A 14728-nucleotide genomic window follows, 5' to 3' on the forward strand; every position below is an offset into this window, starting at 1 on the left:
GGGATCCCTCAGACAGAGGGATCCTGATTACGCCGCTTCAAAGCGCCGGAACAGCGCTTTGCCCTTCAGCAGTCGCACGCCCAGCCAGCCGCCGCACAGCGACAGCAGAAGCGCTCCGCACAGCGGTAGCGCAAACCACAGCGTCCAGTCGGGCTGCCAGGGAAAATCGAAAATTTTACGCTGCAGTGCCCACAGCGCGGCCTCTGCACCCAGCGCAGCCGCTATTCCGGAAACCACGCCGAGCAGAGCAAACTCACACCACAGCGTGCCGCGCAGCAGACGTTTGCTCGCGCCCAGCGTGCGATACACCACCAGCTCCTGACGACGCTGGCGCATGCCGATCTGGATCTGCGCCAGCAGCAGCAGGACACCGCACAGCGTCACCAGCACCACCATGATTTCCAGCGCCTGACTCACCTGCGCCAGCACCTGGCCAATCTGTTTCATGATGCTGCCAATATCGAGCAGGCTCAGCGTCGGGAACGTCCGGTTCAGCTGCGCCAGCAGCGCCGGATTATTCGCCATGCGGAAGCTGGTCAGCCATGTCTGCGGCTGCTGCTCCAGCGCGCCGGGCGGGAAGATAAAAAAGAAGTTAGGCCGCAGGCTCTCCCAGTCCACCTTACGCAGACTGCTGATGCGCGCGCTGAACGTCTGCGTATCGCCGCTAAAGGTCAGCTCATCCCCTGGCTTAACGCCCAGCCGCTGCGCCAGTTCGGCTTCAATCGAAACCTCCCCTGGCCGCGGGGGCCAGCTGCCGGCAAGCAGCGGGTTGTGATCCGGCCGCTGCGCCTGCCAGGTCAGATTGAGCTCGCGGTTCAGCGCATTATCCTGACGCGGATCGGCAGCTTTGCCGTTCAGCTCAACCAGACGCGCGCGCACGACGGGATAAAAGGTTTCCGGTTTGATCTGATGCTGCTGCAAAAAGTCACGCACCTGTGGCACCTGCGCCTGCGTAATATTCAGCAGAAAATAGTTTGGTGCATCCGGCGGCAGCTGCTGCTGCCAGCGATCGAGCAGATCGCCGCGCATAACCAGCAGCAGCGCCAGCAGCATAAAAGAGAGCGAGAACGCGGCCAGCTGGCTCAGCGTCATTGCCGGCTGTCGCAGCAGACGGTTAATGGCCAGCCGCAGCGCCAGGTTACGCACGACCAGCCGGCGCAGCAGCAGCAGCGTACCCCAGCCCAGCACGGCGAGCAGCAGCGCCAGCAGTACGATGCCGGTGAGCAGCGCCCAGAGCATTTTGCTGCCCCCCAGCAGCAGCGCCAGCAGCAGCACCACCACCAGCGCCATCGCCGGCAGATAGACGCGCAGCGGCCAGACGCGCGCCACCGCATCGCGCCGCAGTACGCGCAGCGGCTGGGTCGCCATCAGCAGACGATAAGGACGCAGCCCCACCAGCAGGGAAATAACAAACATGGTGCCCAGCGCCCAGAGCCATGGCCAGAGGCTGGCGGCAGGCAGCGATGCGGGCAGCACCGGCTTCAGCAGGGTAAGCAGCAGCAGTTCGATCCCCTGCCCCAGCGCGCTGCCGGTCACGCCCGCTAACAGCAGCACCGCCAGCCACTGGCCGATAATCAGCCGCTGCAGTGCACGTCGCGTGGCCCCCAGCGTTTTCAGCACCGCCACCAGATCGTAACGGCTGCGGCAGTAGTGGCTCATCGCTACCGCCACGGCCGCGATGGCCAGTAGCAGCGTCAGTAATGCCGACAGCAGCAGAAACTGCTGCGCGCGCTGCATGGAACGGCCCAGCGCATCCTCTGAGTTTTCGGTGCTTATCCAGCGTTCGCCCCCTTTAAGGCGCGGCTCGATCCAGCGATCGTAGCGCGCCAGCGGTGCGGCGTCGCCGGAAAACTTATAGCGCCAGCTCAGGCGGCTGCCGGGCTGAACGGCGCCGGTTTTTTCAACGTCCGCCAGGTTCATTAACAGACGAGGCGCCGTCTGGAAGGGATTGAATCCGCTGTCCGGCTCCTGGATCACCGTACCGGCAATGCGCAGCGTGGCGTCGCCGACCTCTATCGGATCGCCGACGCGCAGATCCAGCAGCGCCAGCAGACGCGCGGCGACCAGCACGCTGCCTGCCGCCGGACGCAGGCCCGGTGGCTCGGTCTGCAATGTACCAAACATCGGATAGGCGTCATCCACCGCTTTAACATCTGCCAGCTGCGGCGTCTCCCGCGCAAAGGTCATAGTGGTGAAGCTGAGTTGACGGCTGATCGCTAATCCCTCCTCACGCGCCTGCGTCAGCCAGGCTTCCGGCACCGGCCGGCTGCTGCGCAGCGTACGATCGCCCGCCATAAAGTCGCGGCTCTGCTGGCTGAGTCCTTTCTCCATGCGATCGCTGATGGAACCCAAAGCCAGCACGCAGGCCACCGCCAGCGTCAGCGCCAGCCAGACAATCAGCAGCGAAGGCGAGCGCCATTCGCGCCAGAACCAGCGCCAGATCATGCCTCCTCCCACAGCTTGCCGTCACGCAGCCGCAGCCGCCGATCGCAGCGCGCGGCCAGCTGCTCATCATGGGTCACCAGGATCAGCGTTGTGGCGTAATCACGGTTGAGCGAGAACAGCAGATCGGCAATGCGCTCCCCGGTCTGACGATCGAGATTACCGGTGGGCTCATCCGCAAACAGCAGGCCGGGACGCCCGCTAAATGCGCGCGCCAGCGCCACCCGCTGCTGTTCGCCTCCTGAAAGCTGTGCAGGAAGATGATGCAGGCGCGCTTTCAGGCCAAGCTGCGCCAGCAGCTCGCTGGCCTGTGCCCGGCTGTCGCGATCGCTCTCGCCGCGCAGCAGCGCCGGCAGCTGCACGTTCTCCAGCGCATTTAGCGTGGGCACCAGCATAAATGACTGAAACACAAAACCGACTTCGCGTGCGCGCAGCGCCGCGCGCTGCTCTTCGTTCATGCGGTGCAGCGGCTGACCCAGCAGATGAACCTCGCCGCTGCTGCCATCATCCAGCCCGGCGAGGATCCCCAGCAGCGTCGACTTCCCCGATCCCGATTCGCCAATCAGCGCGAGCGTTTCGGCTGGTTTGACAACCAGCTCAACTCCGGTAAGGATTGAGAGCTGATGCTCACCCTGACCGACGGACTTAGTAAGATGATGAACCGCAACAATGTTTTCCGCTGGCATTATCCCTTCCTGTGTGTGGTGCTGCTGCTGGTATCGCGCATCGCTGCAGCCGATACGCTGATGGTATTAGGTGACAGCCTGAGCGCCGGCTACCGGATGTCTGCCAGCGCCGCCTGGCCTGCCCTGCTCAGCACGCGCTGGCAGCAGCAGCCCAACGTCGTCAACGCCAGCATCAGCGGTGATACCGCCGGACAGGGTCTGGCACGGCTGCCTGCACTATTAAAACAGCATCAGCCGCGCTGGGTGTTAATCGAACTGGGCGGTAATGATGGTTTACGCGGTTTTCCGCCGCAGGCTATCGCGCAGGATCTGCGTGCGATTATCCTTGCGGTGAAAGCCGCTGACGCGCAGCCGCTGCTGATGCAGATCCGGCTGCCTGCTAATTATGGACGACGATACACTGAAGCGTTCAGCGCCATCTATCCGCGCCTGGCGGAAGAGTACAGCCTGCCGCTGGTGCCCTTTTTTATGGAGCAGGTCTATCTGAAGCCGGAGTGGATGCAGCAGGATGGTATTCACCCCAATCCGGATGCGCAGCCGTTTATTGCCGGCATTATGGCTGACGCGCTGGCTCCGCTAGTTAAGCATGACTCGCGCTAAGTCGTGCTATTTGACAGGTAAAGAAATGCAAAAATCGGTTTTGATCACCGGCTGCTCCAGCGGTATCGGGCTGGCAGCCGCCAGCGATTTACAGGCGCGCGGCTACCACGTGCTTGCCGCCTGCCGCCGCGCCGAGGATGTTGCGCGGATGACTGCTCTGGGATATACCGGCATCCTGCTCGACCTCGACGATGCCGCAAGTGTGGATGCCGCGGCAGAACAGGTGCTGGCACTCACCGGGCATTGCCTGCACGGGCTATTTAATAACGGCGGATTTGGCCAGTATGGGCCGCTGAGCAGCGTCAGCCGCCAGCAGCTTGAAAAGCAGTTCTCCACCAACCTCTTTGGTACCCATCAGCTGACGATGCGGCTGCTGCCGGCGCTGCAGAACAGCGGCGACGGCCGCATTATCAATACCAGCTCGGTGCTGGGACTGATCTCCACCCCGGGGCGTGGCGCCTATGCCGCCAGCAAGTGGGCGCTGGAGGCGTGGAGCGATGCGCTGCGTATGGAAGTGCGCGCCAGCGGCGTGCGCGTCAGCCTGATAGAGCCAGGACCGATCGCCACGCGCTTCACTGATAACGTGCAGCAGGGTGAACAGGAGAAGCCGGTGCAGAATCCCGGTATCGCAGCGCGTTTTACCCTGCCGCCGGAAGCGATTCTGCCCAAACTGCGCCATGCGCTGGAGAGCCGTCACCCTCGGCTGCGCTATCCGGTTACGCTGGTGGCCTGGGGCATGAGTTTTCTGAAACGACTGCTGCCGGGCTGGATGCTGGATCGCATTTTGTGCAGCAACTGAGCGGTAACATCAGTCAGCGCTTGAAGCGGGACACTTTATCCCCATATTCTCTTTACACTTTCTGCCAGGAGCGTTTTTCATGTCACACGCTTTGATCACCGACATCAATGAGTCCAATTTGCAGCAGACGCTGGAGCAATCCATGCAGCTGCCGGTTCTGTTCTATTTCTGGTCTGAACGCAGCCAGCACTGCCTGCAGCTTACCCCGGTGCTGGAGCGTCTGGCACAGGAGTATGCCGGCCAGTTCCTGTTGGCAAAACTCGATTGCGACAACGAGCCCGCGGTGGCATCACAGTTCGGTCTGCGCTCGCTGCCCACGGTTTATCTGTTCCAGAACGGACAGCCGGTAGATGGTTTCCAGGGCCCGCAGCCGGAAGAGGCGATCCGCGCGCTACTGGAAAAAGTTCTGCCGCGCGAAGAGGAGCTGAAAGCGCAGCAGGCTATGGAACTGATGCAGCAGAACAAGCCGCTGGAGGCGCTGCCGCTGCTGAAAGATGCCTGGCAGCTGAGCAATAAAAACAGTGAGATTGGCTTTCTGCTGGCAGAAGTGCTGATCGCCCTGAACCGCAGTGATGAAGCGGAAGCGGTGCTGGATGTGGTGCCGCTGCAGGATCAGGATACACGCTATCAGAGCCTGGTCTCACAGATCGACCTGCTGAAGCAGGCGGCGGATACGCCTGAGATCCAGCTGCTGCAGGAGCAGCTGAACGCCGAGCCGCAGAACGCGACCCTGGCTGCTAAACTTGCGTTACAGCTGCATCAGGTTGGGCGTAATGAAGAGGCGCTGGAGCTGCTGCTGGGCTTTCTGAAAAGCGATCTCGCTGCCGGTGACGGTGAAGTGCGCAAAATGTTCCAGGAGATCCTGGCCGCGCTTGGCACCGGCGACGCCCTCGCCTCGCGCTATCGCCGACAGCTCTATTCGCTGCTCTACTGACGGATACGCAGACGGGCCGAAGCGACTCGGCCCGGTAATCTGACAGCCAGGAGGTTATATGCTGACCGCTATTCCTGTTATCATCGTGCTGGTGCTGGTGATTGTATGGGCCGGTATCAAGATTGTTCCGCAGGGCTATCAGTGGACGGTAGAGCGCTTCGGACGCTACACCCGTACGCTCTCGCCGGGGCTTAACCTGGTGGTGCCGTTTATGGATCGCGTGGGACGCCGCATCAATATGATGGAGCAGGTGCTCGATATCCCTTCTCAGGAGATCATCTCCAAAGATAACGCCAACGTCACCATTGATGCCGTCTGCTTTATTCAGGTCGTTGACCCGGCGCGTGCCGCCTATGAGGTCAGCAATCTGGAGCTGGCGATAATCAACCTCACGATGACTAACATTCGCACGGTCCTTGGCGGCATGGAGCTGGATGAGATGCTGTCGCAGCGTGACAACATCAACACCCGCCTGCTGCATATCGTTGATGAAGCGACAAACCCCTGGGGCGTCAAAATTACCCGCATTGAGATCCGCGATGTGCGGCCACCGCAGGAGCTGATCGCTGCCATGAATGCGCAGATGAAAGCTGAGCGTACCAAACGCGCCGATATTCTGGCTGCTGAAGGCGTGCGTCAGGCCGCCATACTGCGCGCTGAAGGCGACAAGCAGTCACAGATTCTGAAAGCGGAAGGCGAGCGCACCTCCGCTTTTTTACAGGCCGAGGCGCGTGAGCGGCAGGCAGAGGCGGAAGCGAACGCCACGCGCATGGTGTCTGACGCGATCGCCGCCGGTGATATCCAGGCCATTAACTACTTTGTTGCGCAGAAATATACTGATGCGCTGCAGAAAATTGGCGAAGCCGGCAACAGTAAAGTGGTGATGATGCCGCTCGATGCCAGCAGCCTGATCGGCTCGGTAGCGGGCATCAGTGAACTGCTGAAAGAGCGTTATGCGGAGCGGAGGCCGTAATGCTGATGGAGCTGATTGCCCATCCGCACTGGTTCTGGCTGACGCTGGGCGGGCTGCTGCTGGCAGCCGAAATGCTGGGCACCAGCGGTTATCTGCTCTGGTGCGGTATGGCGGCGCTGCTGGTTGGCCTGGCCGAGTGGCTGTGGCCCTTCTCGTGGGCTGGTCAGGGGCTGCTGTTTGCCGCGCTGACGCTGCTGAGTGCGCTGGGCTGGTATGGCTGGATGCGCCATCAGGCTGCAACGCAGCAACCCAACACGCTGAACCAGCGCGGTAAAGAGCTGATTGGCCGGCAGCTGACGCTGGAGACGCCGCTTAAAAGTGGTATCGGACATGTACAGATTGGTGACAGCAGCTGGCGCGTACAGGCAACAGACGATCTGCCCGCGGGCACGCGGGTGACGGTCACGGCGGTTGAAGGGATCACGCTGCTGATTCAGCCGCGTTTACCGCCGGAGTGACCGCAGCAGCCCGCCAGCTGATTCATTATCGGGCACTCGGCGCCCTCGTCGCCGGGACACGCCTCTGCCAGTGACAGCAGGCGCGCCCGCATGGCGTGCAGCTCCTCAATATGCGCTGCAATTTCTTCAGCCTTCTGCAGCGTGCGCGCTTTGACATCTGCGCTGTGCCGCGCAGGATCGTTGAACAGCGCCACCAGCTCGCGGCACTCATCCAGCGTAAAGCCAACCTGGCGCGCCTGGCGCAGCAGATGCAGCTCTTCCAGATGGCGTTCGTCATAGTGCCGGTAGCCATTTCCGCTACGCAGCGGCGGCGTCACGATCCCTTTCTCTTCATAAAAGCGGATCGCTTTACTGGTCAGCCCGGTTTTTCTGGCAACGTCGCTGATATTCATGCCGGCTCCTTGACCTTCCCCCGAATGGAAGGTTTACGCTTATAACTACTGTAACCGGTGCAGCCGGTCAACTCTGTTCACTAAGGAGACTATCATGTCAGACAGACAAACGCTGGCGCTGGAGGGGCTTTCCTGCGGCCACTGTGTCAAACGGGTTAAAGAGGCGCTGGAACAGCGCAGCGACGTCGAGCAGGCGGAGGTCACGCAGCAGGAGGCACGCGTGACCGGGACGGCCAGCGCCAGCGAGCTGATCGCAACCGTAGAGCAGGCTGGCTACCACGCCACGCTGCAGCCTGAGGCAACATCCCCAAAGTCTGATCCGTTGACAGCTCAGGAGCCGCCGCCGGAGGCGCTGACAACGGCCTCTCAGCCGGCAGAAGCGGCGCTGCCGGTACAGCATCTGCTGATTGATGGCATGAGCTGCGCCAGCTGCGTCAGCCGGGTAGAGAACGCGCTGCGCGCGGTATCCGGCGTCACGGAAGCACGCGTTAACCTCGGTGAACGCAGCGCGCTGGTGCTGGGTGAGGTTAACGCACCGGCGCTGATTGCCGCCGTAGACAAGGCAGGCTACAGCGCTGAAGTGATTGAGGATGAACAGCGCCGGCGCGAGCGTCATCAGGCGAACGCGCGGCAGGCGATGCGCCGCTTCAGCTGGCAGTCGGCGCTGGCGCTGGGGTTTGGCGTGCCGATGATGTTCTGGGGCATGGCGGGCGATCATATGATGCTGACGCCGGAGAATCAGACGCTGTGGCGTACGCTGGGCGTTGCCACGCTGCTGGTCATGATCATTGCCGGCGGCCACTTTTACCGCAGCGCCTGGCGCAGCCTGCGATTAGCCACCGCCACCATGGATACGCTGGTGGCGCTCGGCACCGGCGCTGCCTGGCTCTATTCGATAAGCGTGGCGCTGTGGCCGGAATTTTTTCCGCTGCAGGCACGCCACCTCTACTTTGAAGCCAGCGTCATGATCATCGGCCTGATTAACCTCGGGCACGCGCTGGAACAGCGTGCCCGTCAGCGCGCCTCGCGCGCGCTGGAGCGGCTGCTGGATCTGACGCCGGCGCAGGCGTGCGTGGTCACCGAACAGGGTGAGCAGCAGCTGCCGCTGAGCGCCGTCACCGCCGGTATGACTCTGAAGCTGGTCACCGGCGATCGGGTACCGGTGGATGGCGACGTCACGCAGGGAGAGGCGTGGTGCGATGAAGCGATGCTGACCGGCGAAGCCGTGCCGCAGGAAAAAGCGCCTGGCAGCAAAGTCTATGCCGGTACGGTGGTGCAGGATGGCACGCTGCGCTTTATCGCCAGCGCCACCGGCAGCCACACCACGCTGGCACGTATTATTAATCTGGTGCGTCAGGCGCAAAGCAGCAAGCCGGAGATTGGCCGCCTCGCCGATCGCATCTCTGCCGTTTTCGTACCGGTTGTGGTAGCGATTGCGCTGCTGAGCGGCCTCACCTGGTATCTGATTGGTCCACAGCCGCAGCTCGCCTATGCGCTGGTGATCATCACTACCGTCCTGATCATCGCCTGTCCCTGTGCGCTGGGGCTGGCCACGCCGATGTCGATCATCGCCGGCACCGGCCGTGCGGCAGAGCTGGGTATCCTGGTGCGCGATGCCGACGCGCTGCAGCACGCCAGCGAAACTGACACGCTGGTGTTTGATAAAACCGGTACGCTGACGCAGGGATCGCCGCAGATCGGCGAGATCTGCTGCTATGCTGACCGGGATCAACAGCAGATCCTGCAGGCCGCAGCGGAGCTGGAGCAGGGATCCACGCATCCGCTTGCCAGCGCGATCCTTGCTGCCGCGCCGCAGCCGCCGGCAGCAGAGATCACCCGCTTCCGGACGCTGCGCGGCAGGGGCGTGAGCGCACAGGTGGCAGGTCAGACCCTGCTGCTGGGCAACACGGCCCTGCTTGATGAGCAGCAGATTAACTATGACGCCGCCCGGGCAGATATCGAACGCATCGCGGCAAGCGGTGCTACGCCAGTGCTGCTGGCCGACGCGCACCAGCTGCTGGGCCTGATTGCGCTGCGCGATAATCTGCGGCCGGAGAGTAAAGCGGCACTGCAGCGGCTGCATCAGGCTGGCTACCGGCTGGTGATGCTGACGGGCGATCATCAGGCCACAGCCCGCGCTATCGCTGCTGAAGCGGGAATTGATGAAGTGATCGCCGGCGTGCTGCCAGAGGGTAAAGCAGAAGCCATAAGCCGACTGCAGCAGCAGGGGCGCCGGGTGATGATGATAGGAGATGGCATCAACGATGCGCCAGCGTTAGCGCAGGCGGATACCGGTATTGCGATGGGCAGCGGCAGCGATGTCGCGGTCGAAACGGCGCCGCTTACGCTGATGCGTAACGACCTGCATGGGGTAGCGGATGCCCTGGCGATTTCGCAGGCCACGCTGCGCAATATGCGCCAGAATCTGCTGGGCGCATTTGTGTATAACAGCCTGGGTATTCCGATTGCGGCGGGCGTGCTCTATCCCTTTACCGGCCTGCTGCTGAGCCCGATTGTCGCGGGGGCAGCAATGGCCCTCTCTTCCATCACCGTCGTCAGCAATGCAAACCGCCTGCTGCGTTTCACTCCGCCCGACCGGTAATAGCAGCCAGCGCGCTGTTTTTAGCCGAAATAAATCGTTAGCATGACGGTTTAACCGTAACAGGAGCGGACATGAACAGCCCTATCTGGCAACGTCTCTGGCAGCGGATCGCCGCGCTTTTTCCGTCTGCCTACCGCTGGCCGGCAATGGATATGCGTCTGGGCGACCGGCTGCTGCATCTGACCGGCAGTATCCATATGGGCACACGCAACATGCAGCCTCTGCCAGCCGGCCTGCTGCGTCAGCTGCAGAAAGCGGATGCGCTGATTGTTGAGGCGGACATCACGCGCGGCGGCTCTCCTTTTGCGGATACCGCAGATTTGCCGCCGCTGCACACCCGGCTGGAGAGCGCCACGCTGACGCGGCTGCAGACGCTCTGTCAGGATCTGGGGCTGGAGAGTGATCTCTTTGATACCCTGCCCTGCTGGCAGATAGCGCTGATGCTGCAGGCGCACCAGGCGCAGCGGCTCGGACTGCGTCCGGAGTATGGTATCGATTATCAGCTGCTGCAGGCCGCAAAGGCAGCGGGCAAGCCGATCATTGAGCTGGAAGGGCCGGAGACGCAGATCGCGCTGCTGAAATCCCTGCCGCAGGAGGGTCGGGCGCTGCTGGTGGATACGCTTGAGCACTGGCATACCAATGCGCGGCTGCTGCAGACGATGATCAGCTGGTGGCTTGAAGCGCCGCCCGCGCAGCAGCCGGTAGCGCTGCCCGCGACCTTTGGCAGCGAGCTGAGCGATACGCTGATGCGTAACCGTAACCAGCAATGGCGCGAACAGCTGCTGGCGCTGCCATCGGGTCGCTATCTGGTGGCCGTCGGCGCGCTGCATCTCTATGGCGATGATAATCTGCCCGGCCTGCTAAAACAGAAGCAGCCGTAACGCGACACCTGCGCTGCTCAGGAGTGGCCGAAGGATAAGACAAAAAAAGAAGGCCGATATCACTATCGACCTGTCAAAGAGGAATTTGTTTATGATTTTGGTTATCGCCAGGGTGAGTGGCGCGGGACAATTCTCGCGCAAAGTTCAGATTTTCGCCACTGTTATTAGCGCAATCTTTGAGAAGAATTTTTGTCGTAAGGATTAATGATGACCCCTGCAGTCAAACTTCTGGAAAAAAACGGCGTGGCGTTTACGCTGCACCCCTATGAGCATGACAGCCATGAAACGCATTTTGGCGATGAAGCGGTGCGCAAGCTCAACCTTGATGCGCGCCAGGTGTTTAAAACGCTGCTGGTCGCGCTGAACGGCGATGCGAAAGCGCTGGCGGTGGCGGTTACGCCGGTTGCATCCCAGCTTGATCTAAAAAAAGTGGCAAAAGCGCTGGGCGCAAAGCGAGCAGAGATGGCCGATCCGCAGCTGGCGCAGCGCGTCACCGGCTACCTGCTGGGCGGCATCAGTCCGCTGGGCCAGAAAAAGCGCCTGCCAACGGTGATCGATCGGCAGGCCGCAGAGTTTGCCACCATATTTATCTCTGGCGGTAAACGCGGCCTCGACATTGAACTGGCTGCAGAGGATCTGGCGCGGCTGCTGAATGCCACACTGGCCGACGTGGCACGCTGCGATTAATCGGGCTGCTGCGCGCAAAGCTGATCGATCATCCAGCGCCCGGCCGGGCCGGGCGGATTACGTCGCGACCAGACCACATCTACCGCAATATGCTGCGGCCAGCCGGGAACGCAAAGCTCTTTCAGGACCTGATGACCAAACTGATCCACCAGCCAGCGCGGCAGTACGCTCCAGCCAAACCCCTGCTCCGCCATCTCCAGCAGCAGCAGATACGTCGGCGCTGACCAGGTTCGTCCGGCAGCCGGCAGCGGTCCGCGCGTCTGTACCCAGGTGTTCAGCCGCAGCTGCCGCAGCTCGCTGAGCTGCGCCTCACTCACCTGAGCCAGCTGCGACAGCGCGTGATCCTGATGCAGAAAGATCGCCATCTGCGCCTCCACCTGCAGCCGGGCTACCGCCAGATCGGGCGGCAGCGCAGGCTGAGTGCGGACCACGCCCAGGTGCACCCGCCCCGCCTGCAGCAGATCCAGTACATCCTCATCCTCTGCAATCATGCATTCAAAGTCGATATCGGGGTAGCGGGCATCAAACCGCGTCAGCAGATGTTCATGATGATCGGCCTGCCAGAAATCGGAAATGGCCAGACTCAGGCGCGGCTCAACACCCTGCGACAGACGCAGCGCCAGTTCATCCAGCCGCTGACTGGCGGCCAGGATCTGCTGCACCTGAGCCAGCGCGCGTTCCCCCTGCGGTGTCAGCACCGGCTGACGGCCGCGACGATCAAACAGCGCAAAGCCTAAATCAATTTCAAGGTTAGCGATGGCAGCACTGATGGTGGACTGGCTTTTTGCCAGCGCGCGGGCAGCAGCAGAGAAAGAGCCGCTCGCAACAGTCTGGACAAATGCCTCAAGGGATTCCGGAGAGTATTTCATGGTTTACCATCGTTTTTTTCGATAGACACTCATTTTATCTCAGATGCGTGCAGTGCGAAAATGCGCGTTATTACGTAACCGGAGGTATTTATGCGTACCCGTTCGCTGAAAGAACGCATTCTGCACGCCGTGGGCTTTGAGGGCCTGGCTATTGTGACTATCGCGCCGCTGGCAGCATGGATTATGGACAAGCCGCTGTTCCAGATGGGCACGCTGGCGATTGCCCTTTCTACCGTCGCGATGCTGTGGAACATGATCTATAACACCCTGTTCGATCGCATCTGGCCGCCGCATCAGAAGCGCGGGCTGGGGCTGCGTGCCCTGCATGCGCTCTGTTTTGAAGGGGGATTTATCCTGATAGGCCTGCCGATCGCCGCCGGCATGTTGCATATTTCGCTGCTTAACGCCTTTTTAGTGGAGGTGGGATTCTTTCTGTTTTTCCTGCCCTACACCATGGTTTACAACTGGGTCTGGGATAAGCTGCGCCTGCGCTGGTTTGCGCAGCCATCCTGCCGCGCCTGATGCCGGGCGCGCGCTGCCTCCGGACGGAAGCAGCGCGCCGGTTACGCTTAATCCTGCGCCGCGCGCGGCCAGATCCATGCCAGGAACATACGCGGATAGCTGCGCTTGCGCTGCTTTTCCAGCGCCTTGTCACGCTCGCGTACCTGCTCGTCAGTCAGATGCACGACGGCTGGCGGCACAAAATCAGCGATTTTTAGCGGCGAATGCTGAGTAATATAGTCGCGCAGCACGTCAGCATCGCGCAGACCGCTGTTGCGGTAGCCCGCGCGCGCCGTCAGCGGCGGATAGCCGTCGCCGCCGCTGGCGTTAAAGCTGTTAGTGGCGAGACGATAGGTTTTTGTCTTCTCCAGCGGCTTACCGTTGATTTTGACATCACTCACTGAGGTGCCGTCGGCCACCAGGCTGACGCCGGCCAGCTGCGCAAAGCCGCCGGAGTTAGCTTTGATATTGGCGATGCGGGCAAGATATGCCTGCAGTTCCTCACCGCTCAGCGTGACCGACACCACCTGATTGCCAAACGGCTGCACCTGCAGCAGATCGCGCAGGCGCAGCTCGCCTGCCGGAAGCGATGTGCGGATGCCGCCGCCGCTGATCACCGCCACATCCGCTTTGGTCGCGGCGATCTGCGCTCGCAGGATCAGCTGCGCCAGATTGGTCTGCTCAAAGCGGACTTTATTGCGCTCGCCGACAAACAGCCCGTCACTGCGGCCAACGGCGACATCCAGCTGTTTACCGGCGCGCAGCTGGAAAGGGGTCAGCAGCTTCATCATCGCGGTATTGGGTACAATCGGCTCCTGATAAGGCAGCCAGGTTTCGCTGCCATCCTGGTTGGTGACTTTATGCTTCAGGTTAACCGGGATGAGCTGATAATTTTCCAGCGTCAGCTCACCGTTGCGAAAGGTAAAATCGCCGCGACCCACATATTTGCCCCACTCTTTAGCCTGCATGATCCAGACGCCATTCTGCCGATCGGGCTGGCAGGGCTGGCCTGGCTGATAATCCGGCACGCTGCGGTTAGCCTGCGCCATACAGACGGCATCGTGCGAGTGGCCGCCCACGATAACACTCAGGGTGCCGGGCGGCAGGCTGCGCGCCAGCTCAACGTCGCCCGGTGCGTTACTGCCGTGCTGACCGTCGTCATAATGTCCCATATGCGTCAGCGCGATGATCACATCAGGCTTTTCCGTGGCGCGCAGCTCCGCTACCGCTTTCAGCGTCTCTTTGACCGGATCGCGGATCTCAAGCTCTGCGACATTTTCCGGGTTGGTAATACGCAGCGTATCCGTAGTGGTCAGCCCGATAACCGCTATTTTCAGGCCCATACGGTTAAATATGGCCCAGGGCGAAAACAGCCGCCGATCGCTGCCTTTTTGATAGATATTCGCCGCGAGAAAGGGAAAACGTGCCCACTTTTTCTGCTGTTCCAGCACGCTCAGAGGCTTGTCAAATTCGTGGTTTCCCAGCGCCATAGCGTCATAACCCACCAGATTCATGCCGCGAATGTCAGGCTCTGCGTTCAGCACATCTGACTCCGGCACGCCGGTATTGATATCCCCGGCGGAGAGGATGAGCGCACCCCCTCCGCGCGCCTGGACATCATAACGCTGCTGGTCCATCAGGCTCTTTTGTGCTGCCAGCCCATACTCACCCTGCGCGTTACTCCAGAAATGGCCATGATGATCGTTGGTATGCAGGATGCTGAAGCGATAGCTGCGATCGGTTTGCCACGCCTGCGCCAGCATCGGCACCAGCAAAACCAGCAGCGCCAGCCAGCGCTTTTTCGGGGTAAGTAACAACACAACGCTCTCCTTGTTCGTTTTTTTCCACTGCATCGTGGACCTGACAGATTTCTGCCCTCTGTGTCGCACAGTTCCCTGCTTAAC

At 61.3% G+C, this 14728-nt stretch carries 14 protein-coding genes; 9 read left to right on the top strand and 5 right to left on the bottom strand.

Features of this window, described 5'->3' with window-relative positions; translation table 11 throughout:
• Nucleotides 1-27: 27 nt before the first annotated feature.
• Nucleotides 28-2445, bottom strand: coding sequence for a putative ABC transporter permease subunit YbbP (gene ybbP, locus FS690_RS06655; protein WP_104084640.1), 2418 nt, complete (start codon nt 2443-2445; stop codon nt 28-30).
• Nucleotides 2442-3128, bottom strand: coding sequence for a putative ABC transporter ATP-binding protein YbbA (gene ybbA / locus FS690_RS06660; RefSeq protein WP_039383054.1), 687 nt, complete (start codon nt 3126-3128; stop codon nt 2442-2444). Before ybbA ends, ybbP begins: the two co-directional genes overlap by 4 nt.
• Here ybbA and tesA point away from each other — a divergent pair.
• The 5 genes from tesA (at nt 3096) to FS690_RS06685 (ending at nt 6892) form a co-directional block, all read left to right on the top strand.
• Complete coding sequence (tesA, locus tag FS690_RS06665) at nt 3096-3728, top strand: multifunctional acyl-CoA thioesterase I/protease I/lysophospholipase L1 (protein WP_139803627.1); 633 nt, start codon at nt 3096-3098, stop codon at nt 3726-3728. The genes ybbA and tesA overlap by 33 nt on opposite strands.
• A 25-nt stretch (nt 3729-3753) precedes the next feature.
• The gene (locus tag FS690_RS06670) at nt 3754-4527 is read left to right on the top strand and encodes an SDR family oxidoreductase (protein WP_104084638.1); all 774 of its coding nucleotides are present in this window, start codon (nt 3754-3756) and stop codon (nt 4525-4527) included.
• 79 nt (nt 4528-4606) lie between these two features.
• Nucleotides 4607-5461 carry a co-chaperone YbbN gene (locus FS690_RS06675; protein ID WP_094111783.1) on the top strand — a complete coding sequence of 285 codons (855 nt, stop codon included), beginning with the start codon at nt 4607-4609 and terminating at the stop codon, nt 5459-5461.
• Nucleotides 5462-5519: 58 nt separating this feature from the next.
• Entirely contained in the window at nt 5520-6434 is a 915-nt protein-coding gene (locus tag FS690_RS06680) for an SPFH domain-containing protein (RefSeq protein ID WP_145339225.1), read from the top strand.
• Nucleotides 6434-6892 (top strand): NfeD family protein, encoded by a 459-nt coding sequence (locus tag FS690_RS06685; RefSeq protein ID WP_071668948.1) that lies wholly within the window; start codon nt 6434-6436, stop codon nt 6890-6892. The genes FS690_RS06680 and FS690_RS06685 overlap by 1 nt, the downstream gene beginning before the upstream one ends.
• On the opposite strand, the gene cueR is transcribed toward FS690_RS06685, so the two are convergent.
• Nucleotides 6868-7284, bottom strand: a complete 417-nt coding sequence (gene cueR, locus FS690_RS06690; protein ID WP_071668947.1) for a Cu(I)-responsive transcriptional regulator — start codon at nt 7282-7284, stop codon at nt 6868-6870. The genes FS690_RS06685 and cueR overlap by 25 nt on opposite strands.
• Nucleotides 7285-7378: 94 nt before the next feature.
• On the opposite strand from cueR, the gene copA reads away from it, so the two are divergent.
• The 3 genes from copA (at nt 7379) to ybaK (ending at nt 11454) form a co-directional block, all read left to right on the top strand.
• Complete coding sequence (copA, locus tag FS690_RS06695) at nt 7379-9886, top strand: copper-exporting P-type ATPase CopA (RefSeq protein WP_145339227.1); 2508 nt, start codon at nt 7379-7381, stop codon at nt 9884-9886.
• 71 nt (nt 9887-9957) lie between these two features.
• Complete coding sequence (locus FS690_RS06700) at nt 9958-10767, top strand: TraB/GumN family protein (protein WP_104084635.1); 810 nt, start codon at nt 9958-9960, stop codon at nt 10765-10767.
• A 207-nt stretch (nt 10768-10974) separates the two neighbouring features.
• Nucleotides 10975-11454 carry a Cys-tRNA(Pro)/Cys-tRNA(Cys) deacylase YbaK gene (gene ybaK / locus FS690_RS06705; protein ID WP_104084634.1) on the top strand — a complete coding sequence of 160 codons (480 nt, stop codon included), beginning with the start codon at nt 10975-10977 and terminating at the stop codon, nt 11452-11454.
• Here the strand turns inward: ybaK and FS690_RS06710 are convergent.
• Complete coding sequence (locus FS690_RS06710) at nt 11451-12323, bottom strand: LysR family transcriptional regulator (protein WP_039383034.1); 873 nt, start codon at nt 12321-12323, stop codon at nt 11451-11453. The two genes, ybaK and FS690_RS06710, sit on opposite strands and share 4 nt — an antisense overlap.
• Nucleotides 12324-12413: 90 nt before the next feature.
• On the opposite strand from FS690_RS06710, the gene FS690_RS06715 reads away from it, so the two are divergent.
• The gene (locus tag FS690_RS06715) at nt 12414-12845 is read left to right on the top strand and encodes a multidrug/biocide efflux PACE transporter (RefSeq protein ID WP_039383032.1); all 432 of its coding nucleotides are present in this window, start codon (nt 12414-12416) and stop codon (nt 12843-12845) included.
• A 47-nt stretch (nt 12846-12892) separates the two neighbouring features.
• On the opposite strand, the gene ushA is transcribed toward FS690_RS06715, so the two are convergent.
• A complete protein-coding gene (gene ushA / locus FS690_RS06720; protein WP_108569738.1) occupies nt 12893-14641 on the bottom strand; it encodes a bifunctional UDP-sugar hydrolase/5'-nucleotidase UshA in 1749 nt (582 codons plus the stop codon).
• Between the last annotated feature and the right edge of the window lie 87 nt (nt 14642-14728).

The organism is Pantoea sp. PSNIH1, from assembly GCF_007680655.1.
In the GTDB taxonomy this organism is placed as follows: domain Bacteria; phylum Pseudomonadota; class Gammaproteobacteria; order Enterobacterales; family Enterobacteriaceae; genus Pantoea; species Pantoea eucrina.

Excerpts from the sequence above, each read along its gene's own strand:
- ybbP (WP_104084640.1), bottom strand. The coding sequence starts at position 2,445 with ATGATCTGGCGCTGGTTCTGGCGCGAATGGCGCTCGCCTTCGCTGCTG.
- tesA (WP_139803627.1), top strand. The coding sequence starts at position 3,096 with ATGATGAACCGCAACAATGTTTTCCGCTGGCATTATCCCTTCCTGTGT.
- ybbA (WP_039383054.1), bottom strand. The coding sequence starts at position 3,128 with ATGCCAGCGGAAAACATTGTTGCGGTTCATCATCTTACTAAGTCCGTC.
- FS690_RS06670 (WP_104084638.1), top strand. The coding sequence starts at position 3,754 with ATGCAAAAATCGGTTTTGATCACCGGCTGCTCCAGCGGTATCGGGCTG.
- FS690_RS06675 (WP_094111783.1), top strand. The coding sequence starts at position 4,607 with ATGTCACACGCTTTGATCACCGACATCAATGAGTCCAATTTGCAGCAG.
- FS690_RS06680 (WP_145339225.1), top strand. The coding sequence starts at position 5,520 with ATGCTGACCGCTATTCCTGTTATCATCGTGCTGGTGCTGGTGATTGTA.
- FS690_RS06685 (WP_071668948.1), top strand. The coding sequence starts at position 6,434 with ATGCTGATGGAGCTGATTGCCCATCCGCACTGGTTCTGGCTGACGCTG.
- cueR (WP_071668947.1), bottom strand. The coding sequence starts at position 7,284 with ATGAATATCAGCGACGTTGCCAGAAAAACCGGGCTGACCAGTAAAGCG.
- copA (WP_145339227.1), top strand. The coding sequence starts at position 7,379 with ATGTCAGACAGACAAACGCTGGCGCTGGAGGGGCTTTCCTGCGGCCAC.
- FS690_RS06700 (WP_104084635.1), top strand. The coding sequence starts at position 9,958 with ATGAACAGCCCTATCTGGCAACGTCTCTGGCAGCGGATCGCCGCGCTT.
- ybaK (WP_104084634.1), top strand. The coding sequence starts at position 10,975 with ATGACCCCTGCAGTCAAACTTCTGGAAAAAAACGGCGTGGCGTTTACG.
- FS690_RS06710 (WP_039383034.1), bottom strand. The coding sequence starts at position 12,323 with ATGAAATACTCTCCGGAATCCCTTGAGGCATTTGTCCAGACTGTTGCG.
- FS690_RS06715 (WP_039383032.1), top strand. The coding sequence starts at position 12,414 with ATGCGTACCCGTTCGCTGAAAGAACGCATTCTGCACGCCGTGGGCTTT.